The 21,472-nt window shown below is 54.3% G+C and carries 20 protein-coding genes and 1 pseudogene; 9 read left to right on the top strand and 12 right to left on the bottom strand.

Going from position 1 to position 21,472, the window contains the following annotated elements; translation table 11 throughout:
• Positions 1–4 precede the first annotated feature (4 nt).
• From BLQ82_RS00110 to BLQ82_RS00135, 7 genes and pseudogenes are all read right to left on the bottom strand, one after another.
• The gene (locus BLQ82_RS00110) at positions 5–1,429 is read right to left on the bottom strand and encodes a spore germination protein (RefSeq protein WP_062526219.1); all 1,425 of its coding nucleotides are present in this window, start codon (positions 1,427–1,429) and stop codon (positions 5–7) included.
• Positions 1,430–1,558: 129 nt separating this feature from the next.
• Positions 1,559–1,687: pseudogene (locus tag BLQ82_RS31205) on the bottom strand (YheC/YheD family protein); the annotation flags it as partial.
• The gene (locus BLQ82_RS00115) at positions 1,669–2,190 is read right to left on the bottom strand and encodes an N-acetyltransferase (protein WP_062526222.1); all 522 of its coding nucleotides are present in this window, start codon (positions 2,188–2,190) and stop codon (positions 1,669–1,671) included. The pseudogene BLQ82_RS31205 and the gene BLQ82_RS00115, both read right to left, overlap by 19 nt.
• A gap of 31 nt (positions 2,191–2,221) precedes the next feature.
• On the bottom strand, positions 2,222–3,334 hold the full coding sequence (locus BLQ82_RS00120) for a YheC/YheD family endospore coat-associated protein (RefSeq protein WP_062526223.1): 1,113 nt from the start codon (positions 3,332–3,334) through the stop codon (positions 2,222–2,224).
• Positions 3,331–4,704, bottom strand: a complete 1,374-nt coding sequence (locus tag BLQ82_RS00125) for a YheC/YheD family endospore coat-associated protein (protein WP_062526225.1) — start codon at positions 4,702–4,704, stop codon at positions 3,331–3,333. Before BLQ82_RS00125 ends, BLQ82_RS00120 begins: the two co-directional genes overlap by 4 nt.
• 31 nt (positions 4,705–4,735) lie before the next feature.
• Positions 4,736–5,887 carry a YheC/YheD family endospore coat-associated protein gene (locus BLQ82_RS00130; RefSeq protein WP_062526227.1) on the bottom strand — a complete coding sequence of 384 codons (1,152 nt, stop codon included), beginning with the start codon at positions 5,885–5,887 and terminating at the stop codon, positions 4,736–4,738.
• A 10-nt stretch (positions 5,888–5,897) separates the two neighbouring features.
• Positions 5,898–7,265, bottom strand: coding sequence for a YheC/YheD family endospore coat-associated protein (locus tag BLQ82_RS00135; protein WP_062526229.1), 1,368 nt, complete (start codon positions 7,263–7,265; stop codon positions 5,898–5,900).
• Between the two features lie 187 nt (positions 7,266–7,452).
• Between BLQ82_RS00135 and BLQ82_RS00140 the strand changes: the two genes are divergently transcribed.
• A complete protein-coding gene (locus tag BLQ82_RS00140) occupies positions 7,453–7,797 on the top strand; it encodes a YlbF family regulator (protein WP_020429231.1) in 345 nt (114 codons plus the stop codon).
• Positions 7,798–7,999: 202 nt separating this feature from the next.
• Here the strand turns inward: BLQ82_RS00140 and BLQ82_RS00145 are convergent, their stop codons facing one another.
• On the bottom strand, positions 8,000–8,575 hold the full coding sequence (locus BLQ82_RS00145; RefSeq protein WP_062526231.1) for an LURP-one-related family protein: 576 nt from the start codon (positions 8,573–8,575) through the stop codon (positions 8,000–8,002).
• Positions 8,576–8,750: 175 nt separating this feature from the next.
• On the opposite strand from BLQ82_RS00145, the gene BLQ82_RS00150 reads away from it, so the two are divergent.
• Positions 8,751–9,038, top strand: a complete 288-nt coding sequence (locus BLQ82_RS00150) for a hypothetical protein (RefSeq protein WP_062526233.1) — start codon at positions 8,751–8,753, stop codon at positions 9,036–9,038.
• A gap of 317 nt (positions 9,039–9,355) precedes the next feature.
• The gene (locus tag BLQ82_RS00155; protein WP_062526236.1) at positions 9,356–10,690 is read left to right on the top strand and encodes a DRTGG domain-containing protein; all 1,335 of its coding nucleotides are present in this window, start codon (positions 9,356–9,358) and stop codon (positions 10,688–10,690) included.
• Positions 10,691–10,934: 244 nt separating this feature from the next.
• Here BLQ82_RS00155 and BLQ82_RS00160 read toward each other — a convergent pair whose 3' ends face one another.
• From BLQ82_RS00160 to BLQ82_RS00170, 3 genes are all read right to left on the bottom strand, one after another.
• Positions 10,935–11,249, bottom strand: coding sequence for a YtpI family protein (locus tag BLQ82_RS00160; RefSeq protein ID WP_062526238.1), 315 nt, complete (start codon positions 11,247–11,249; stop codon positions 10,935–10,937).
• Positions 11,250–11,314: 65 nt separating this feature from the next.
• Positions 11,315–11,818: a sporulation membrane protein YtrI gene (locus BLQ82_RS00165; protein ID WP_062526239.1), complete on the bottom strand. Its 504-nt coding sequence runs from the start codon at positions 11,816–11,818 to the stop codon at positions 11,315–11,317.
• 7 nt (positions 11,819–11,825) lie between these two features.
• A complete protein-coding gene (locus BLQ82_RS00170) occupies positions 11,826–12,149 on the bottom strand; it encodes a YtrH family sporulation protein (protein WP_062526859.1) in 324 nt (107 codons plus the stop codon).
• A gap of 144 nt (positions 12,150–12,293) precedes the next feature.
• On the opposite strand from BLQ82_RS00170, the gene BLQ82_RS00175 reads away from it, so the two are divergent.
• The 6 genes from BLQ82_RS00175 to pyk all read left to right on the top strand — a co-directional run bounded on the left by BLQ82_RS00175 (position 12,294) and on the right by pyk (position 20,598).
• A complete protein-coding gene (locus BLQ82_RS00175) occupies positions 12,294–15,989 on the top strand; it encodes a DNA polymerase III subunit alpha (protein WP_074647549.1) in 3,696 nt (1,231 codons plus the stop codon).
• Between the two features lie 73 nt (positions 15,990–16,062).
• Positions 16,063–16,563, top strand: coding sequence for a phosphatidylglycerophosphatase A family protein (locus tag BLQ82_RS00180; protein WP_042266504.1), 501 nt, complete (start codon positions 16,063–16,065; stop codon positions 16,561–16,563).
• A gap of 145 nt (positions 16,564–16,708) precedes the next feature.
• Positions 16,709–16,897: a hypothetical protein gene (locus BLQ82_RS00185; protein WP_062526243.1), complete on the top strand. Its 189-nt coding sequence runs from the start codon at positions 16,709–16,711 to the stop codon at positions 16,895–16,897.
• 49 nt (positions 16,898–16,946) lie between these two features.
• A complete protein-coding gene (gene accD / locus BLQ82_RS00190) occupies positions 16,947–17,840 on the top strand; it encodes an acetyl-CoA carboxylase, carboxyltransferase subunit beta (protein ID WP_025707771.1) in 894 nt (297 codons plus the stop codon).
• 1 nt (position 17,841) lies between these two features.
• Positions 17,842–18,843 (top strand): acetyl-CoA carboxylase carboxyltransferase subunit alpha, encoded by a 1,002-nt coding sequence (locus BLQ82_RS00195; RefSeq protein ID WP_062526248.1) that lies wholly within the window; start codon positions 17,842–17,844, stop codon positions 18,841–18,843.
• A gap of 330 nt (positions 18,844–19,173) precedes the next feature.
• The gene (pyk, locus tag BLQ82_RS00200) at positions 19,174–20,598 is read left to right on the top strand and encodes a pyruvate kinase (RefSeq protein ID WP_025707773.1); all 1,425 of its coding nucleotides are present in this window, start codon (positions 19,174–19,176) and stop codon (positions 20,596–20,598) included.
• A 129-nt stretch (positions 20,599–20,727) separates the two neighbouring features.
• Here pyk and BLQ82_RS00205 read toward each other — a convergent pair whose 3' ends face one another.
• Entirely contained in the window at positions 20,728–21,471 is a 744-nt protein-coding gene (locus tag BLQ82_RS00205) for a G1 family glutamic endopeptidase (protein ID WP_062526250.1), read from the bottom strand.
• Position 21,472: the final 1 nt, after the last annotated feature.

Raw genomic sequence — 21,472 nt, forward strand, 5'->3', positions numbered from 1 at the left:
ATGTTCATTTATCCGTTTTCGGGTTGCTCGTACTCTTTCGGATGGACCAAATTGGAAAACGTACGAAGGTATCTTTCAGGCCTTGAGATTTTAACGGACTTAATGGTCTAAAGTAGGGTTGCCCAAAGGATTCTAGCTTGCACAAATGTATGAAAATGAGTGTTAACCCAAAGGATATCCCAATATATCCGAATAATGAGGCAGCAATCATCAGGGGAAACCGCAAAAACCGGATCGCTGAGCTCATTTCGTTGGACGGGATAAGAAAAGATGAAATGGCAGTCAACGCTACAACAATGATCATGGTATAAGAAACCAATCCTGCCAAAACAATTGCATCCCCGATGACCAGCCCCCCAACAATCCCAATAGTTTGACCTACACGGCTGGGCAGACGAAGTCCTGCTTCCCGCAGCAGTTCGAAAATAAGTTCCAGCAGCATCGCTTCAATCAGCGGAGGAAAAGGGACCCGGGTCAATGAACCTTGAATCGTAAAGAACAATTGCAAGGGAAGGACATTGGGGTGAAAAGAAACGGTGGCAATATAGAGCGCCGGCAGCTGAAATGCTGTTACAAAGCCGATCAGACGGATAAACCGGACAAAAGAAGTGATCACCCATCGATTGTTATAGTCGTCCGGTGTCCGATAAAAGCTGAAGAAGCTCGCCGGCACAATCAGAGCTGTAGGGTCCCCATCCAGCAGTATGGCGACATAGCCGTCCAGCAAATAGGTTGAGGTATGATCCGGACGCTCCGTATTAATTAGTTGTGGAAATATGGAGAAGGGATTATCCTCCGTTAATTCCTGAATAAAACCGGTGGAGAGTATCCAATCGAGTGAAATCTTCTGTATTCTTGCTTCTACAATCTTTACCAGTTCAGGATTGGCGGTATTCTCCATATATACTAAGCTAACCTGTTTGGGGACGGTTTTTCCAAGTGTAAAGTAGCGGACCTTAAGGTTTGGGGATGCTATTTGCTTCCGAATCAGGTATAAGTTCACCTTCATCTGTTCAATAAAACCGTTATGAGGTCCCCGAATGACCCCCTCATTCTCAGGTTCGCTAATGCTTCGTTCGTACTTGGCAGGAGTGAGAAGGACATAGAATTCAGACATTCCCTCTAAAAAGTAAAGACAGCTTCCTTCAAGAAGCCCCTGAATGCCTTGGTTTAATTCTGTTTCCAAACTGAAAGTAAGGGTTGTGAAAAGCTCAGGAAGGTCTTTGTCCTGATTACGGCTAAAAGGAATAATCACGTTTCGTTCAATCAATTCTGTGTCTGTGATGGATTCCAGATAAAGGACCATTCCTTCCCTTCCCTGAAAGGAAATGCTTCTTTTTTTGAGGTCATTTGTATAGAACAATGCTGCTTCGATGTAATCAGAATTTTGATCCACAGAAGTGAATGAGGTCTGAGTCCGGTTGGTCATTATAAGGCGCTCGACTTTCGATTAGTTTTGCTGTTAACGTTCCCGGATAATATGCAGAATATTCCTGACGGGACTAAGGCGTTCTCCTATACCTACCCATACTGACTTATAATACGTCTATAAAAAACGTGTAAACACAAAGACATCCAGGCCAATCCGGCTGCCTTCAATAATCATTCTCCGGTATACGCTTTTCTCTTCAAGCTGTTTCGCATCGTTCATATAGAGCGTAAGGATGCCTAAGACGGGTTCTGGCAAAGGAGTTCACCTTCTTGTAGAAGATTTGTGGGCAGGCAGGCTGGCTGCAGCGGTGAACGGAGCAGCAGTGTCGGCTTACCGGTTGGCCCCTGGTGCAGTGCCACCGCCACAAGCCCTGTGTTGAAGCACATCTTCAGGCTGGCGGCATTGTCGCACGCCACGGTGCATTCGAGGGTGCCGAGGCGTTCCAGCTGTGCGGTCAGCAGCGCTGTCCCGGTATGGCGGTTCCGGTATAAGGGATGGACGGCGACAAGGCAGGCTTCCTTGCCGAAGCCGGACACGAAGCTGACGCCTGCGAGCTGGCGCCCGTTCTGGCCGCGTACGGTGGCAGCCAGAAGGGACACGCCGGGCTGTGACAGCTGCTCTGGCGTCAGCCGGGCCAGCACTCTGCATCCGCGAAGAGTAATCCGCTTCTCTCCATATTCCCTCAAGAACTCCAGCAGACCCGCCAGCCTGATTTTCCACCGTTCCGGGTTGCTGTCAAAGAGGGATGATATCTGCACGGGTGTCACTTCCTTTACTGGGTTTCATGGGCTATTTGCGGTGACGGGACAGATGCTGGCCGAACTGGAAAATCCGTTCCAGCGACAGCTTACGGATGGCCGGCTCATCAAATTTCATCGGACGGGAGTTGGCCTCAAAAAACCACAGTCCGCCTTCCTCATCCACGCCCAGATCCATCGACATCTCTCCAAGCATGGTTTCGGATGCCCGTTCGATCTGCCGGGCGATCAGCAGGGCGGTCATGGGCACAGACTTCAGAATGGCCGCCGCCCGCTCCGCCCCGAAGGTGCCTTCCAGCATGCTGGAAGGCTCTTCGATGCTGCCGCCGCGCGGCACATGGGTCGTTATGCTCCGGGCTCCGGCCAGACGCGCCCCGATGCCGGTTACCGCCCAGGCCCCCTTGCCGTTCTTCTGCAGCAGCACACGCAGATCGAAAGGGCGGCCGTGGTGTGCAGCAAGCTGAATCGCTTGCTGCACAATATAACGTGAAGATCCTCTTTCTTTGCCGATGCGTGCCCATACACGGTCCAGGGATGCCGCTTTATACGTCACATTTTTTTTACCGCTCTGAATCTGCAGCCGGTATGGGAGGCTGGTATCTATGCGGTATCTGAGCCGCATAATCCCTTTGCCCGCCTTGCCGTTCTCCGGCTTGAGGTAGAGGCTGTCATGATTTTTCAGCATTGCAACCAGCGTGTCGGCGCTGCGCAGACGTCTCGTTTTGGGTACATGCTTCGAAGTGGCCCGTGACTCCTTTAACCATTCAAACAAATTCCATTTGTTAAAGAAGCTGGGGTTGTAAAGATGGATTTCGGGATGCTCCAGACATTCTGCTATTTTGCGTGCGACCGAGGCCCTTTCCTCTTCTTTACGGTTGGGGACCCGGTTATAGACGACCTGAGGCAGCGGCATGGGTGTGCTGTACCAAATCCTGCCGCCTGCGGAAGGAACGTAGCCGTTTACCACCGGTTCATCCAGCTTCAGATCGCGGACGGTGACGACATACACCAGATATCCCAATTCCTTGCCGGTACGGATAATATCACGGAAGTTCTCACGGTTCCCGCGGAACTGCCGCAGTCTGTCGCTGGTTGTCAGAATGGCAATTACAGGTTTGCCAGGGTCCGGGATTCGGCTGTTCACAGTTCATCCCTCCTGCGGAATTTGCTGAGGTAGAGACAATGCTCCAGGATATGCTCGACGGAAGCTTTGCCCTCAGCGCGCAGGGAAGGGTGGCGGAAGATCGAGCGTCCCGGTTTGGCATTCGCCTCGAACATCCAGATGTCCTCATCCTGGTCAATTCCAAGGTCAAAGCCAATTTCGCCGAGCAGATGCCGGTGCTGAAGCTCCAGGGATTCGGCCAGTTTCACAGCTGTCGTTTTGGCCCGCTGCAGCACTTCGTCGGCTCTGGTTCCAAAGACGCGGCCAAGGGCCTGCTGCGGAGTGAGCAGCGCACCGCCGTTCTTGAGATGGGTGGTGACGCTGCCCCGGCCGGCTTTTTTGGCTCCGATACCGACGACAACCCATTGATTGCTGCCGTTCTTGTGCATGTGAAAACGGAAGTCGATCGGGCAGCTGTCGATTTCAATGAGCCGTATGCCCTGCTGGACTATATAGCTTTGCAGGCTTTGCCCATGCCGGCCCCGCAGCATCCGCATCAGGCTGTCAAAGCTGGCAAAGCGCAGCAGCACATTTTTGCCGTTCTTCCGGTAACGGGCGAAGTAGCCCTTCTTCGGGAGATAGGTCAGCCGGTATATCCCGTGTCCCAGGCTGCCGGCGGAAGGCTTGTAATATACGAAATGATGGCGGTCAAGCATATCGCGCATCTGTTCCGGGCTCGGGTTGCTATGCGTTTCGGGGACAAAACGATTAGCCACGCCGTCATTCTCCAGCAGCCGGTATACATCTGATTTATTAAAAAAGCTCCAGTTGAAATAAGGGATCTTCTTCCGTGCAAACCGTTCGCGAAGCTGGTTGATGTAGGGTGAAGTCTCCGCTCTGCGGCTGGGGAGCCGGTTGTAGACGACATCCGGCAGCGGAACCAGCTTGCGCTCGAATTTGCCGCTTGCGTTCAGGAAATAGCCGTTGACCTGCTCCTGCTGCCAGTCAATATCCCGCGGCATGAACGCAAAGATATAGCATTTGTTGCTGCCCTCACGCAGCAGCTGCTTGATGAAGCCGGTACGGGAGCCAAAAGGGTTCCCCGACGAAGACGGCCCGTCGGATAACACCCCGACAAGCGGACCCAGCTGAACTTCATCATTCTGCAGATTGCGGAGGTAGACGCCTCCGGACTTCGGGATTTTGATTGCGCTCTTCACCCCGGAAGCAAGGAACAGATGTTTCCCGGCACGTTTGATCGGTTTGATCGTTGCCGGAGTCGCATCTTTGCCAAGCCGCAGGCGGATGTTTTTCTTGCCGGACAGTTTGAGGCTTTTCATCAGTTCACCCGAAACGTAGACAACTCTTTGGGGCTGCTTGGTGAAATGCACATTGCAAAAAGTGAGACCCATTTATGAATCCTCCTTAGGAACCATTGATATATCATTCTCCCCTATATAATGGAGCGGTCCAGCGGCGAACATTCGAACCCGCCGCAGACGTGAGCAGCAGATGCCGGGTATAGCGCAGCGGATTCTCGGCAGCGAGTCTAGCAGCCCGGCGGTCGCCCGTCAGCCGGAACACTGTGCGCCCTGGCTTGGAATTGGCTTCAAGCAGAAAGATTCTGCCGGCGGCATCAAGGCCGAAATCGAGACCCAGCTCTCCAAGTCTCCCGCAGGCTTCCTCCAGCAATGGAGGCAAATAAGCCGCAGCCCCGGCCAGTTCCTGCAGCAGTTCCCCTCCAGACTCCCCATATTCTGCAAGCAGGAATGGCAGGGGAGCGACTGCAGTTCCTCCACCGTGCAGATTGGAGGTAAGCGAGCCTCGGCTGCCCAGTCGAACGGCCATGCCGGTCAGCGTCCAGACGCCGCGGCCGTTCTTCTGCATAAGCACGCGCACATCGAACGGCTGGCCGCAGCTGTCTGTAAGCTGCAAATATGGCTGTATAATATAGCGGCGCAAGCCGATGAAGCCGCGGACCCAGTCCAGCCCTTCATCCACCGTGCCGAATACATGGTGAAAAGGGTGATTTGCCCCATCCCGCCCGTGCAGGTTAATCCCTCCGCCCTGGCTTCGGGGCAATCTGACGGCATGAAGGGTGCGTTTGCCGTGCGAGCCGGCTCTGGGCTTCAGGAACACCCCATGTTCTCTTTCCGCAAGCATGGTTCCCAGCTCCCAGGTGTTCTTGTAGAGCCGGGTTTCGGGCAGTATCTCCGCAGCATGGCGGCTCCGCCGGAGAATTTCATAGACCCTCCATTTATCGGGCAGTCCGCGCGACCAGGGAAGGGAGCGGGATAGAGCGGCCAAGGCGGAGGAAGCTGCTCTTTTTTCCTGCGGACTGGTGGTTAGACAGCGATTGTACAGGACGTCGGGGGCTGAGGCCCGCGCGGGCTTCCACTTCCCGTTCTCCCAGGCGTATCCGCTGACGGTTTGACCGTCGCTGGCTACGCCATCCGGGTGAAACACGATGACCTGGAGATTGTACAGCGGGGCTGCCCGGCATAGCTGGCTGCAGAACTCCCGTTCTGCGATAGGGGGATTCCCATGGCCCCGGCCTGTCATAATGCCCAGGAACCCCATTGCTGTCTCCGTCATGATGTCCTCCTTATAACCCGGCCAGATAACGGCAGTATAAAATCATTTGTTTCACAGACGGCCGGATCTTTTGATCGTTCAGCGGGGTGTTGTCATTTTTGGATGGCTTGGAGTTGACCTCCAGCAGCCAGATTCTGCCCGATTGATCCAGAGCGAGGTCGATACCCAGCTCTCCGAAATGTGCGGGGATATACGTTTCTACACCCCTGGCAATGGCCAGGGCGGCCCGCGGAAGCAGAACCTGTGAGTTCTCTTTCACTCCAGAGGGCAAGCTGCTTTTCGTTATAGCCTCTCGTGCCGTGCTAAGCGTCCCCCCGCGGGCCAGGTTCGAGACAAAATGGTTGCTGCCTGCAGTCCGGGCGACAATTGAGGTAACCCCCCATTTTCCGGTGCCGTTCTTTTGCACAAGGGCCCGGAAATCGACTGGCCGCTTGCCCACCTCCATCAGGGGCAGACCCTGCTGAATCTGGTAGCGGGTGGTTTTCATTTTGGGGGCAACGGATTGGAACAGCTTTGCCAGACTGGAATAGGTTTGTTTGCGCGTGCCCATTGGCGTGGTGGACAACAGCCGGTAGCCGCCGCTCTCATCCTTGGAAATGCGCAGAATGCCTTTGCCGAGACTCCCGCGAACCGGCTTAAGAAACACACTGTTATAGGTTCCGCACATTTTCTTAAGTATCGCGAAACCCTTCAGGGCATGGGATTCCGGCAAATACCGCTGCAGGGTGGCGTCTTGGGCCAGCGCTTCAAATACCTCAGTCTTGTCAAGAAATTTCTCATTGAAAAAATGTGTCCCATAGCGGGATTTTACATCCGCCAGAAAATGCTGTACGCTAGGTTTGTTCTCCACCTTTCGCGTGGTAAGCCGATTGTTGATCACATCGGCAATAGGCAGACTCAGCTTACGCCAGCCTTCATCGTATACCCAGCCCTGAATGGAAGTGCTGTGCGATTCGAGCGCTTCCGGGGTAAAGAAATATACATAGGCTCCTTGTGCATGGCAGGCATTGGTCAGCTCCCGGCAGAACATGGTGATCGGGCCGAACAGCCTGTCGGGTTGATCCGGATGGTCACGGCTCACCAGCACTCCGATGATCGGACCAAGGCGCAAGGTGCGGCTTCCTGAGCTGTAGGAAACATTGAGCGCCAGCCGTTGCCGGAGCCCAAGCCGCCGCGCCAGTCCTTCGCTGACGCGGAGAATGTCGGATTTGGGTACCGGAATAACCGTAACCTCCTGCCGGAAAGATCCGAAGGTGAGCTGGATGGTTCCATGCGCCGGTATTTTGAGCTTCTTCATGGATTTGTCGCCAAGCATTACAGCGTTTTCCTGCAGGATGCCCGAGTGGACCGTTTGGACCGGGATCTTGAACTTAGACATCGTGGATCTCCTTCCGGTATGCAGCATGATGCCGGCTATTTGAATCTTAAGGGTTACATATCATTCATCATATGGAGACATCTGACCCTTGGTGATTGACCTATTTGCTAAAAAGCCGCACTGGGCGGAATTCATCCGCCCGCAGAGGGAACAGACCAGCAGCAGAATAACTTTAGGAGGAACCATTATGAACGTAATCGACAAAGCCCATGAATTGGCACGGGCCATTAAGGACAGCAGCGAGGTAGCCGATATCACAAGCGCGATGAGGGTGATTGAAGCGGATCAGGAGAGCAAACGGATGCTGGACAACTTCCGGCAGAGCCAGATCGAGCTGCAGCAGCGGATGATGAACGGGGAAATGCCGCCGCAGGAAGAAATGGAAAAGATGGAGAAGCTGTTCGAGGTGCTTAACCTGAATCTGGGCATCCGCCGTTTATTCGATGCAGAACGCCGCCTAAGCGTGGTTATTGAGGATGTGAACAAAATAATTACGGACAGCCTGTCACAAATGTACGGCGGTGCACAATAAGTTTTACAGTATTTACGGATACACTGGAAACACCGCAAAAAATGCAAAAAACGAGGACCGTTCCACCAGCCACACGGCTGAAGGAACGGCCCCCGTTTTTTTGTAAAAATATAAGCATTTGTATGCCAACGGCAGAAATACCGTTGTTGAAGCGCTGGCGGCCGGTTAGCCCGGCTACCCGGTCGAGCTTGCTGCAAGCGCCTTAGTCCTGCTTGCCCTCCACTGCGCAGAGCAGAACCCCGGCAGCCAGTGCAAGGCGGCGGTCAAGCAAGCCTTTGCGGTCCTCAGAGAAGTCAGCGATAATCTTCGTGACAAAGGGATTGAAGTTCTGCCGGAAGGCGGGAATAGTGATGTCCCGCAGCTCTATATTATACTTCTGCGGAATCAGTGTAATGAACCGCCGCAGCAATGCCATAAAGGTGCTGTTTTCCTTGATCAGCCCGGTTTCGTGATCCCGGCTGTCCAGCAGAACCCATTCATCCTTTACAATGGATTTAAGCCCTTTGCGGCGCAATGCGCCGAGATGCTCACCGGTCTGTGAATCATGCACATCATAGGTGGCGCTGAAATCAATCACATTGCGTGCCTTAATGCGCAGCAGTTCTGTTTCCATACCCTCGTCGGTGAACAAAGCAATGTCTTCTTTCAGCTTGAAGGCTTTCATTTGGGAATACAAAACCAGCTCCTCCGAGCTGTTGTAGATATGCAGCTTGGCTCCCATGATGGAAAATACTTTTTTGCGGATAATGTACTCGGAATAGTTAAATGCGTTGTTCAATGAAAATCCCCCCCTGAAATGGTTCCATCATCTCACATCACCGCACTCCTTTGCCATAAGTAAACGCTCATCCCGCATGTTTTTTTCCGACTTGTCTCATATTTAAGGCAGCCTGTTCATAGAGTAGAGATATAGAGTCAATTGAACAACCTTGTGGAAGAAGGAGCTGTCTTCAATGAAAAAAAGGAACAAATTCAAGCATGTCATCTACATGCTGGTGGCACTGGCCATGCTGCTGTATGCGCTGCCTCAGCTGTCTTTTCAGAACGGCCCCGGCTGGGTGTTTGGCTTTGGTGTAGTCTGGTGTCTTTTTGCTTTTCTGGTCATTGCTGCGCATCTGCATTTCATTATCGGCGTGGATGAAGAGAAGCACAAACAGCTGGAAGCCGTCCGCAGACACAAGCTGGAGCAATGGCAGGGGAAGTGGAATGAAGAAGCAGCCAGAGCGTCACAGAGATCTTAAAACCGGCGTCTTATATGAAACTATCCTCTGAGTCCGCTAATAGCAGCGGGAACGGGGGATTTTTTCATGCAAACATACCGGACCTGTTGATTATTCTATGCCGGTGCGGCCGGGGAAAAAGTAGAGTTAATATAAGCGGAATCACCGGTACGGGTGCGAATATGCTGAATTAGATCATATGAAAATAGGAGGGGAGCCAATGCACGCCAGCCCTGTCCATCCTGATCAAAATGCCCCGCAAAGCGGTTGTGCTCCTGCGTTCGAACCGTGTATAATGGGTACAGAGTAGTACAGATCGGAGCATGGGGGTGTAACAGTTGGAAGGTCAAGGCGATAACATTACCAAGCATGAGCAACTGCTGCAGCACATCGAGAGTCTGAAGGTAGGGAGCGAAATTTCCGTCCGCAAGCTGGCCAGGGAAATGGGGGTCAGCGAGGGCACGGCCTACCGTGCGGTGAAGGAGGCCGAGAATCTCGGCATCGTCATTACGAAGGAGCGGATCGGCACGGTCCGGGTGGAGAAGAAACCACGCAACATCTCCGACCAGCTGACCTTTGGTGATGTGGTGGATATCGTAGAAGGGCATGTGCTGGGCGGTGCGAACGGACTGAACAAGCATCTTCATAAGTATGTCATCGGGGCGATGAAGGTGGACGCCATGATCCGGTATATCGATGCGGACAGCCTGCTGATCGTGGGCAACCGCGAGGATGTCCATTCGCTTGCGCTGGAGCAGGGGGCAGGGGTGCTGGTGACCGGGGGCTTTGGGACAAGCCGTGAAGTCAAAACGCTGGCGGATGAACTGGATCTGCCTGTGATTTCCTCCAGGCATGATACGTTTACCGTAGCTTCGATGATCAACCGGGCGATATTTGACCGGCTGATCAAGAAGAAGATTATGCTTGTTGAGGATATTGTGGACAGCAAGCCGCGCCTGAACACCCTCAAAATTTCAAGCACGGTTGCCGAGCTGCGGCAGCTGTCGCTGGACAGCGGGGAGCAGCGTTTTCCGGTGACGGATGAATGGAACCGGGTCATCGGCATCGTGGGCCGCAGGGACGCAGAGGAGCTGGCCGAAGGCCAGAGTATTGAGAAGGTCATGGTCCGCAGCCCCGTTACTGCGGCGCTTCAGACCTCACTGGCTTCAGCGGCGCAGATTATGATGTGGGAAGGGATTGATTTCCTGCCGATCGTTGACCGCAACCGGAAGCTGGTCGGTTCGCTGACCCGGAGAGAGGTGCTGCAGAGCCTGCGGGATGTCAGCAACCAGCCGCAGCTCGGGGAAACCTTTGACCATCTGATCTGGAACGGCTTTGCCGACGAGCGGGACGAAGAGGGAAAATTGTTTTTCCATGGTTTCATTACCCCGCAGATGGCGACGGACCTCGGGACCATTTCCGAAGGCGTATTGTCTACCCTGATGACTCTTTCCGCCTTCAAGGCAGCCAAGGATATCACGGGGAATGATTATGTGCTGGACAATATGTCTACCTATTTCATCCGTCCGGTACAGATCGAGCATGCTGTTATTGTGATGCCGAAGCTGCTGGAAATCAGCCGCCGGACCTGTAAGCTGGAGATCGAAATCAGCCATATGGACATCCTGGTCGCCAAAGCGGTGCTGATGCTGCAGTCGATTGACCACGGCTGACAGGGGGATTCCGGCCGTGCCGGCTGAAGTTTTCAACTAGCCGATGCCGTTCAGGATTCCACCGGGACATTTTCCAAACGGCGCCGCTGCCGTCAAATGCCAATAAGACTATCCTGGGCGCGTGCACGTAAGCCGGGGATAGTCTTTTTGCGGTACGTTCAATTACAAATACACTGTTATCCCAGTGTATTGTATTGTATTGTATTGTATTGGCGCGGCGCAGATTCTATTCAATGTGCTGCAGTCAATGAAGCGGTGTTTCGTTTTTCCGGTTCCGGCTGTAAAATCCATAGCTGCGCAGCCCGGAAAAGATATTGAACGCTCCGATCAGCAGAAACACCGCTTCGATAATCACATTAACCGTGGAGCCGCGGAACACAAACATGCAGATCAGGGAAAGCGAGACCAGCATGGCGCCAAGCAGAATGTTCATGATGGAGCGTTTGGCTCCTTTTTCGAGCGGATTCTGCGCTCTGCGGGAAGTGTAGCTGTAGACGGCGGCACCAATCAAACAGACCATCACCAGAATGAACAGCACATACTTGATGAACAGAATCATGGACAGGCAGCTCCTTTAGCTCATTATAAAAAGCCGTGTTGCCCACTATTGTACCATGATTGCCCTCAGCTGCGTCTATAGGGGCTGATTTCAACCCAAATCTGCAGCACACCCTCCATCACAAGCATGGTGCGGATCCGGACAGCGTATTCCTTCTCGCGCACAATGTAGATTTTGCCGTCCAGAAGCAGCCGGGCCAGCTTGCCGTCGGTGTCGATATCGAACATGCTGCGCCCGCGCATCGGCTCCAGGTCTGTGCTCATTTTGCGGATGATTTCCTTTACGGTTACGGGATCGAGCGCGGCAGCACCTTCCTTTGCTTTGCTGTCTTCAGTGCGCAGCTTGATTTCCCTGATCACGGTAGAGGTATTATTGTATTTTTTTAGCGTCTGGATATCCTTGCGGTACTGCTCAATCTGGACCCGCAGATCTTGATTGTTCAGCCAGAGCACATTATAGCCCATATGAAAAACGGCATTGTACATGATGCTCCCGGCCACCATTCCCAGCACAAATATGGCAGAAAGCTGCGAAAACCGGCGGAATTGCCGGAAAGGAGGAACCCTCATGGCCGTCTCACCCCTTGCCGCACACCCATTTGACCAGCTCGCTGCCCATATGAGCGCCCAGAAACGCAAAAACTAAATAGAGGATTTGCTTGATGGCAGGGGAGAGATTGCCGCCCAGCATATTGCTCTCAATGACCCGCATCGGGTCAATGGTTCCTCCGACGGCGGCGGCAAGCGCCCAGATTTTGATCCGGTCGGCCACATCCAGCATGGTCTGCGTCGGCGGCTGCAGGGAAACAACGGCCCCGATGCCCCCCAGCATGGCGCCTCCGAGCACAATCCCGAAGGCAATAAAAAAATCGAGAACGGCTTTGCTCAAAAAAATGTTCATAACAAGGCCCCTTTCCGAACCAGGCTCTTCCTGACTCAGCCTGTCCTTGTGCTCTTTCTTCATTCTATGGGCGGCTCCCCCTCTAATATGATAAAATAGTTTCATCTTATGTTTTGATTTTGGAACCTGAAGGGAAGTGGGGATATGAGCCCTTTCGTGCATTTGCATGTGCACAGCGAATACAGTTTACTGGACGGGGCGGCGCGCATTACAGATCTTGTGCGCCGGGCCGGCGAATACGGCATGACGACGCTTGCGCTTACGGATCATGGAGTGATGTACGGGGCAATCCCCTTTTATAAAGCGTGCAAGGCCAGCGGCATCAAGCCGATCATCGGCTGCGAAGCCTATTTAACCGCAGGCTCCCGCCGCGAGCGGGGCAGCCGCAAGGATCAGCCGATCTACCATCTGATCCTGCTCGCGAAGAATGAGACCGGATACCAAAACCTGATGCGCCTGGTGACCATCGGCCATCTGGAGGGACAGCATTACAAACCCCGGATCGATATGGAATCGCTGGCGGCACATGCCGAAGGTATCATCTGCCTCAGCGCCTGTCTCGGCGGCGAGGTACCGCAGCACCTGCTGCATGGACGGGAAGAAGAGGCGCGGAAGGCTGCGCTGCGGTATAAGGAGATTTTTGGCGGGGACTTCTATCTGGAACTGCAGGATCACGGTATGCCGGAGCAAAAGCGGGTCAATCCGCAGCTCATCGCCCTCGCCGCCGAATGCGGCATCCCGCTGGTGGCCACGAATGATGTCCATTATCTGGCTAAGGAGGATGCCGAGGTCCAGGATGTGCTGATCTGTATCGGCACGGGCAAGACGGTGGATGACGAGGAACGCCTGAAGATCGGCACAGACCAGCTGTTCCTCAAAAGCGGGGAGCAAATGGCCGCGCTGTTCCCGCATGTGCCCGAGGCTATCGCAAATACGCTGAATATCGCCGAGAAATGCAACTTGGAGCTGACCTTCGGCGAGCATATCCTGCCTGCCTATTCTCCGCTCCCTGAGGGGATGGATGCGGCCGCCTATCTCCGGGAGCTGTGCTGGAACGGGCTGGAAGCCCGCTATGCGGATACACCCCGCTGGGCTTCTCCTGAGGAGAAGGAGGCCGCAGGGAAGCGGCTGGCGTATGAGCTGGGCGTTATTGAGAGCATGGGGTTCAGCGATTATTTTCTGATCGTCTGGGACTTCATTGCCTTCTGCCACCGGCAGGGCATCGTTACCGGTCCGGGAAGAGGCTCTTCCGCAGGCAGCTTGACTGCTTATTGCCTGCGGATCACCGATGTGGACCCATTGAAGTATAATCTGCTCTTTGAACGGTTTCTCAACCCTGAGCGCATTACGATGCCGGATATCGACATCGACTTCAGCGATGAACGGCGCGATGAGGTTATTGCCTATGTGGTGGATAAATACGGCAAGCAGCATGTGGCCCAGATTATTACCTTCGGAACCATGGCAGCGAGAGCGGCGGTGCGGGACGTAGGCCGTGTGCTGAACCTGCCTTATAACGAGGTAGATAAGGCGGCGAAGCTCATTCCGGGGCAGCTTGGCATCAGCATCTCCCGGGCACTGGAGGGCACTCCGGAGCTGAAGGCGCTGTACGACGGCAATCTGAAGATCAAAGGACTGCTAGATATGGCGATGAAGGTCGAGGGCATGCCCCGCCATGCGTCCACCCATGCGGCAGGTGTCGTGATCTCCAAGGGGCCCCTGACGGATGCTGTACCGCTGCAGGCGGGCAATGAAAGCACGGCGCTGACCCAGTATTCCATGGAGCATCTGGAGAGCATCGGACTGCTGAAAATGGATTTTCTCGGACTGCGCACGCTGTCCATTATTGAACGCAGCATGAACTGGATCACGGAGATGACCGGGAGCACTCCTGATTTCCGCACCATTCCGGATGATGATCCGCTCACCTATGAAATGCTGGGAGCGGGGGAAACCACCGGAGTATTCCAGATGGAGTCCGCAGGCGTACGCCGCGTGCTTAAGGATATGAAGCCTTCAGGCTTCGAGGATATCGTATCTGTGGTCGCGCTGTACCGTCCGGGCCCGATGGAATTTATTCCTAAATATATCGCAGGCAAGCACGGCCAGATTGAAGTGGAGTATCCCCATGCCGATTTGAAGCAGATTCTGGACGATACCTATGGCATTATCGTCTATCAGGAGCAGATCATGCAGATCGCTTCGCTGATGGCCGGTTTCTCGCTTGGTGAAGCGGATCTGCTGCGCCGGGCCGTCTCGAAGAAGAAGCGGGAGACGCTGGACAAGGAACGCGGCCATTTCGTGCAGGGCAGCCTTCAGCAGGGCTATACCGAGACGGATGCCAACGCTGTCTATGATATGATCGTGCGGTTTGCCAACTATGGCTTCCCGCGTGCCCATGCGGCGGCTTATGGCGTGCTGGCTTTCCAGACAGCCTACCTCAAGGCCCATTATCCCGTCCAGTTCATGGCGGCCATGCTGACGGCTGTGATGGGCACCCACCGCAAGGTGGCGGAATATGTGCTGGAATGCCGCCGCAGCGGCATCAGCGTGCTGCCGCCAGATGTCAACGAGAGCGGCGTGCTGTTCACTCCGGTTCCGGATGATCAAGGCGCAGGAGCCATCCGTTTCGGACTGGCGGCCGTCAAGAATGTCGGAACTCTCGCCGTAGAGAACATAATAGAAGTCCGCAAGGAACGGCCTTTTGACAGCCTGCTCGACTTCTGCCGCCGCGTGGATCTCCGTGTCTGCAACAAGCGGGTGGTGGAGTCCCTGCTGCAGGCTGGTGCCTTCGACCAGCTGCCGGGCCACCGCGCGCAGCTGCTTGCGATGCTGGACGAGACGGTGGATGCCGCGCTGAAGTGGCGGAAGGAACGCGATGAGCTGCAGATTCAGCTCTTCGACGATCTGATCGAGACGCCCAACTGGGAAATCCGCTACCCGGATATCCCGGGCTTCACAGTTACCCAGCAGCTGGAGCTGGAGCGCGAGCTGCTGGGGCTCTACCTGTCGGGGCATCCGCTTGACGATGCCGCCGCGCTGCTGGAGGAGCCGGGCCTGCAGCGGCTCATGGATCTGGGCGAAGCGGCGGATGAGAGCCAGGCCGTGACCGCGGGCATGGTCGTATCCGTCAAGGAAATCACCACGAAGGCCGGGAAGGCAATGGCCTTCGTGGAGTGGGAAGACCAGATCGAGCGCTGCGAGGTCGTACTCTTCCCCGAGGTCTGGAAACGCAGCCGCACCCTGATCGTGAAGGGTGCGCTGCTGGCCCTGCGCGCCAAGGTGCAGCAGGAGGATGAGGGCTTCAAGCTGCTGGCCGAAGAGGTCGCGCCGCTTGGCGCGGACACGCTCCGCGGCCTGCTGCAGCGCCGCAGCGCAGCCGCTGCCCGGGCCGGCGGCCCGGGCCGGGCGGCCCCAGCCGGCGCCTCCCGCAGCGGCGCAGCCGGCGGAGCTGCTGCGCCTGCCGCCGCGCCGCGTGCTGCTGCGCGCGCGGCCTCGCCAGCGGCGGGCGCGGCGGGGGCTGCCGCCCCGCGCCCGCCGCAGGAAACCGGCGGCCAGCCTGGCCCGGCCGCCGGAGAAGCCGCTGCCCGGGACTCCGGGGCAGCGGACAGCGGACAGCGTGTCTTCATCAAGATCACGCCGTCCGCCGAGAATCCGGCGCTGCTGTCGCGCCTCCAGGCGCTGCTGCAGCGCCATCCCGGACCTGCCGCCACGCTGCTGTTCTATGAGCGTAACCAGAAGCTGCTGGCGCTCAGCGACGGCTACCGGATCAGGCCCTCCGAGGATCTGGTTGCCGCCATTGAGGCCATGATGGGCAACGGAACCGTAAGAATTAAATAAGAACATTTCCGTCCCTTTCCGCATACATTAGGAAACCACAGGGCAAGGCCCGTGCGGAAAGGGGAGTTCCATGATGTCCTATCAAATGGCGGCAGAACTGCTGGAGCGCAGGGGAGTATCGCTTGAGTCCATCGCTGAGATCGTATATATTTTGCAATCGGCGTATTATGCGGATTTAACGGAAGAAGAGTGCCTGTCCAGTGTGAAGGCGGTACTCGGCAAAAGAGAGGTCCAGTACACGCTGATGACCGGAGTCGCGCTGGATGAGCTGGCAGAGAAGAGGCTGCTTCCCCAGCCGCTGCAGGCGGTTCTCGAAGCGGACGAATCGCTCTACGGCGCAGATGAGACGCTGGCGCTCGGCATCACAGGCGTATACGGGATGATCGGACTTACAGGTTTTGGTTATCTCGACAAAATAAAGCTGGGAATTATCGGCAAATTGAACGATGATAGAGGAAGAATTCATGTGTTTCTGGACGATCTGGTCGCCGGGATCGCGGCTGCGGCGTCGGCCAGAATCGCCCACCGGCATGAAGGGGCAAAGGTGTATCCCCACGTGACCGGAACGGAATAATGGCCTGCCCGAGAATATACGGATGCGGCCCCCTGTCTGAATTCCTTCACTCTGATCCTGTTGCGGGAAAAAAGAAAACTGTGTTATCATGATTCCATTATACGGGATACGGCTGGGAATTAAGATTAGGGAGGCTTTGCAGGGCATGTGGACGGTAATCTATATAGCGCCGACCGCCAAAGTGGCGGATATGATTCAGAGCAAGCTTACGGAAGAAGGATTTCTGATAAAATGCCGTCCGGTCAATATGTCCAAGCAGCAGTTTGAGATTCTGGTTCCTTCGGGTGAGCTTGAGGAAGTGCAGGAAGCCCTTAATCTGATTCTGCATCCCTAGATAAACATTAGATGGCATACGCAAATAAACGGCTGAAGAGGTGCGACCCTTGTTCAAAGATTTATTTCAGAAAAAACGGAAGTACGCGACCATTCCTTCAGAACGTGTGGAGAGGACCGGCGGACCGGGTGAAGGTGAGCGGCCCAAACGGGAGATTCCCGAAGGGCTCATGAGCAAGTGCACCAAATGCGGAACGATCCAGTATAGCAAGGAGCTGGAGAAGAACCTGAAGGTATGCCCTTCCTGCGGCTACCATATGCGCCTGAACGCTTCTGAACGGATCGCGATGACGCTGGACCCTGAAGGGTTTATTGAATTTGACAGTGAGATGGCCTCGGTGGACCCGCTGCAGTTCCCTGGCTATGCGTCCAAGCTGGAACAACAGCAGTCCAAAACAGGACAGGTTGAAGCTGTGATCACAGGCCAGGGTACCATTGGCGGCCATCCGGTGATTGTTGCGGTAATGAACTTTGAATTTTTTACCGGCAGCATGGGCTCGGTTGTGGGTGAGAAAATTACACGTGCGGTGGAAGAAGCCACCGAGAAGAGACTGCCGCTGCTGATCTTTTCAACTTCGGGCGGAGCCCGGATGCAGGAGAGTATTCTCAGTCTGATGCAGATGGCCAAGACCAGCGCCGCGCTTGCCAGATTTGGCGAGGTTGGCGGGCTGTATATCTCCGTCATTACCGATCCTACCACGGGCGGTGTATCGGCGAGCTTTGCCAGTCTCGGGGATATCATCATCGCCGAGCCGGGGGCAGTCTTTGGCTTTGCCGGACGGATTGTAATTGAGCAGACGATCCGCCAGAAGCTTCCGGAGGATTTCCAGACCGCTGAATTCAACCTTCAGCATGGGCAGCTGGATTTGGTGGTGCACCGCAAGGAAATGCGTGCAACCCTTGCCAAGCTGCTGGATCTGCATGATTCGAAAGGGGGATTTTAGGTTGGCGGGAGAGTTGCCTTTTGAAATGCCTCTGTTAGAGATGCGCAAGAAAATTGCCGAGCTGAAACAGTTCGGTGAAGAAAAAGGGATTGATTTCAGCGATGAAACCGCCCGGCTTGAAGAGCGGTACCGTGTGATGGAAGATGAGATATACTCGAATATATCGCCGTCCCAGAAGATGCATCTGGCCCGGCATCATGGCCGTCCAACCTCACTCGATCTGATTAGCCTGATGTTTACCGACTTTATCGAGCTGCATGGCGACCGCCATTTCGGCGATGATCTGGCTGTAGTTGGCGGAATAGCCAAGCTAAACGGGGCGCCCGTCACAGTGATCGGCCAGCAGCGGGGCAAAGATACGAAGGAAAACATCCTCCGTTTCTTCGGCAGCGCCCATCCGGAAGGATTCCGCAAGGCCCTGCGTCTGATGAAGCAGGCGGAGAAGTTTGGCCGTCCGATCATTACTTTTGTCGATACCAAGGGGGCCTACCCCGGCAATACGGCAGAAGAAAGAGGCCAATCCGAAGCTATTGCCAGAAATCTGTATGAAATGTCGCAGCTGGCCGTACCTGTGGTTTGTGTGATTATAGGCGAAGGCGGCAGCGGCGGTGCTTTGGCTATGGCAGTGGGCAACCGCGTCCTGATGCTGGAGCATGCCATTTATTCCGCCATCTCTCCGAACGGTGCGGCGTCCATTCTGTGGAAGGATGCCTCCAAGGCGGAGCAGGCTGCGGAAGCCATGAAAATTACAGCCGCCGATCTGCTGGAGATGGAGGTCATTGAAGAGATCGTGCCGGAACCCCGGGGCGGGGCTCACCGTGACTACGAAGAGACCGCAGCGGCGATTAAGGATGCCGTGTGGCGCCATTTGCAGGAGCTGTCGGGGCTGGACCCGGCCGGGCTCAAAGAGGACCGCTATCGTAAATTCCGCAAAATTGGCGTATTTGCCGAAGCTGAGGCTGAACTGGTCAGTGCTGAGGCTGAAGTGCACAGCGTCGACTAAAGACAGGTTTCCATTTGTACTTTCAGACATAAGTATATTTTTGGCAGCCCTCAATCCGGACGGGCTTCAGTATACTTTTATTACCAATACAACACCCCTGTGATAGCTGCAGGGCTGTTTTTGTTTTGCCGGCTTTTTTTGAAAATCTAAAGTAAATTTACTGTAAAAAGTCGCTGCAACATTGATTTTGTGTCCAAGTTGCAGTAATATTCATTAGGGTGCAGTAAAAGGTACATGTGACAAAGTTCCTATGCAAATTGCATGCCTTATAGTAGATTTTGTAGTTGGAAAAAGTGAGACAGAGAGAACGAAAAAACGGAGGAAAACCTAATGCGGAAAAGTAAAATTGTATGTACGATTGGTCCTGCTAGTGAATCGTTGGAGAATATCAAAAAATTGATTTTGGCCGGTATGAATGTAGCCCGTCTGAACTTCTCCCACGGCGATTTTGAAGAGCATGGCAACCGGATCAAAACGATCCGTCAGGCTTCCCAGGAGCTTGGCAAGACTGTTGCTATCCTGCTCGACACCAAAGGACCAGAGATTCGCACAGGCAAACTGGAAGTAGAACCGATTGAACTGGTTCAGGATGAGTATCTGACACTGACTACGGAAGAAATCCTTGGTGACCAAAACCGTATCTCCATCACTTACGCCGACCTTCCTAACGATGTTCAAGTAGGATCTACCATCCTGATCGACGACGGCCTTATCGGACTTACCGTTGTTGACATTCAAGGCACAGAAATCAAGACCCGCATTGTTAACGGCGGTACGATCAAGAGCAAGAAGGGTGTTAACGTACCTGGAGTTGCTATCTCCCTGCCGGGCATTACGGAAAAAGACACCAATGATATCATTTTCGGGATCGAACAGGACATCGATTTTATCGCCGCTTCCTTCGTCCGCAAAGCCAGCGACGTTCAGGAAATCCGTGCATTGCTTGAGAAGCACAACGCTTCCCATATCCAAATCATTTCCAAAATCGAAAACCAGCAAGGTGTTGACAACCTTGATGAAATTCTGGCAGCTTCCGACGGCCTGATGGTTGCCCGCGGCGACCTTGGTGTGGAAATTCCGGCTGAAGATGTGCCTTTGGCTCAGAAATTGATGATTCAAAAATGCAACATTGCCGGCAAACCGGTAATTACTGCAACACAAATGCTGGATTCCATGCAGCGCAACCCGCGTCCTACCCGTGCTGAAGCGAGTGACGTAGCGAACGCAATCTTTGACGGAACCGATGCAATCATGCTGTCCGGTGAAACAGCTGCCGGGAAATATCCGGTAGAATCCGTGCTGACCATGTCCCGCATTGCTGAGAAGGCAGAATCCGCTTTGAACCACCGCGAGATCTTCATGAAGCAGCAGATCGCTCAAGAAACCACTGTAACTGAAGCAATCAGCCAATCCGTAGCGATCTCCGCTCTGGACCTGAATGCCAAAGCGATTATTTCTTCGACTGTAACTGGCCACACTGCACGCGTGGTTTCCAAATACCGTCCTAAATCACAGATTATCGCTGTGACCACACAAGAAAGAACTATGCGTCAACTCGCTCTTGTCTGGGGCGTAACTCCGGTTCACGGACTTGAAGCTACTTCTACCGATGAATTGCTGGAAACGGCTCTTAAAGGCGGCAAAGCTTCCGGTCTCGTCAAAGCCGGCGATCTGGTTGTAATTACAGCCGGTATTCCGCTTGGACGTTCCGGTTCCACGAACCTGGTAAAGGTTGACACGATTCCAGCTGACTAGTCTTCTGGACATCTGTTCTTTGCCATGATGATTGAATTCCAAAAAAGCAATGGTGCAAGACGCCATTGCTTTTTTTTGCTAAAATGAATACTTGTATATTGAAGCGGGCGCTTTGAGGCAAAAATACCATTAAGAGCGGACAATAATAGGGCTTCTGGAGTGAATCAGAGGTTTCCCTTTACGATAGACTCGTTTGACTATAAAAGCATCGCCGCTTGCATTGGGGCTACCGGGTACAGCTACTGTAATTTTCTTCTGCACCATGATTCCGCCGTCAGCAGGTGTCAGCCTTGGGCTTTTCCCGTTGACACGGCAGCGGAAGAAGCGGGTGGTTGACACCTTTGCCAGCGCTGCGATGATACCGCCCACTTGGGGCGCTTCCATGATCCATTCGGCGGAGGTTTGGGGCCCGGTGTAACGCTGAAATGTGCGAAAGGTCCATAATTTGCTGAGATTGGAGAGCGTGATGCACCATTTGCCGCTGCCCAGCTTAACGATGGAAGCCTTCATGTGATCCCCCGGCGATACGGGAAAAGGAATAACGGTCTCTGCGGCAGGGAGAATCTCCCACCAGGCATAATAGTGGACAACCCCGCCTATAGATTCATGACCGGTGCCTGTCTGTATCAGGCTGCTGTTTTTGAAGCCGTCGATCCCGATCCAGGCTGAGGAGTAGGTAGGGCTGGAAGTGGGTTTGACCAATGGGACAATCCATTCGCCGGATATCCGCCGGAACGCGCCTTTTTTTCCGGAGATGGCATACCCGCTCCAGTTGCCGGAGGTCCAGCCAAAACCGGTGCTTTGCGCTTTGCCCGAATGGGATTTGTCCGTTAAGCAGGGCCGGGTGCGTTTTGAAAGCTCAGTTCTGTTCACA

This window comes from Paenibacillus jilunlii, from assembly GCF_900102965.1.
In the GTDB taxonomy this organism is placed as follows: Bacteria; Bacillota; Bacilli; order Paenibacillales; family Paenibacillaceae; genus Paenibacillus_AQ; species Paenibacillus_AQ jilunlii.

Coding starts and splice junctions, on each gene's coding strand:
- BLQ82_RS00125 (WP_062526225.1), bottom strand. CDS start 4,704: ATGGGTCTCACTTTTTGCAATGTGCATTTCACCAAGCAGCCCCAAAGA.
- BLQ82_RS00150 (WP_062526233.1), top strand. CDS start 8,751: ATGAAAAAAAGGAACAAATTCAAGCATGTCATCTACATGCTGGTGGCA.
- BLQ82_RS00170 (WP_062526859.1), bottom strand. CDS start 12,149: ATGAACATTTTTTTGAGCAAAGCCGTTCTCGATTTTTTTATTGCCTTC.
- BLQ82_RS00185 (WP_062526243.1), top strand. CDS start 16,709: ATGTGGACGGTAATCTATATAGCGCCGACCGCCAAAGTGGCGGATATG.
- BLQ82_RS00175 (WP_074647549.1), top strand. CDS start 12,294: ATGAGCCCTTTCGTGCATTTGCATGTGCACAGCGAATACAGTTTACTG.
- BLQ82_RS00110 (WP_062526219.1), bottom strand. CDS start 1,429: ATGACCAACCGGACTCAGACCTCATTCACTTCTGTGGATCAAAATTCT.
- pyk (WP_025707773.1), top strand. CDS start 19,174: ATGCGGAAAAGTAAAATTGTATGTACGATTGGTCCTGCTAGTGAATCG.
- BLQ82_RS00130 (WP_062526227.1), bottom strand. CDS start 5,887: ATGACGGAGACAGCAATGGGGTTCCTGGGCATTATGACAGGCCGGGGC.
- BLQ82_RS00160 (WP_062526238.1), bottom strand. CDS start 11,249: ATGATTCTGTTCATCAAGTATGTGCTGTTCATTCTGGTGATGGTCTGT.
- BLQ82_RS00135 (WP_062526229.1), bottom strand. CDS start 7,265: ATGTCTAAGTTCAAGATCCCGGTCCAAACGGTCCACTCGGGCATCCTG.
- BLQ82_RS00180 (WP_042266504.1), top strand. CDS start 16,063: ATGTCCTATCAAATGGCGGCAGAACTGCTGGAGCGCAGGGGAGTATCG.
- BLQ82_RS00165 (WP_062526239.1), bottom strand. CDS start 11,818: ATGAGGGTTCCTCCTTTCCGGCAATTCCGCCGGTTTTCGCAGCTTTCT.
- BLQ82_RS00140 (WP_020429231.1), top strand. CDS start 7,453: ATGAACGTAATCGACAAAGCCCATGAATTGGCACGGGCCATTAAGGAC.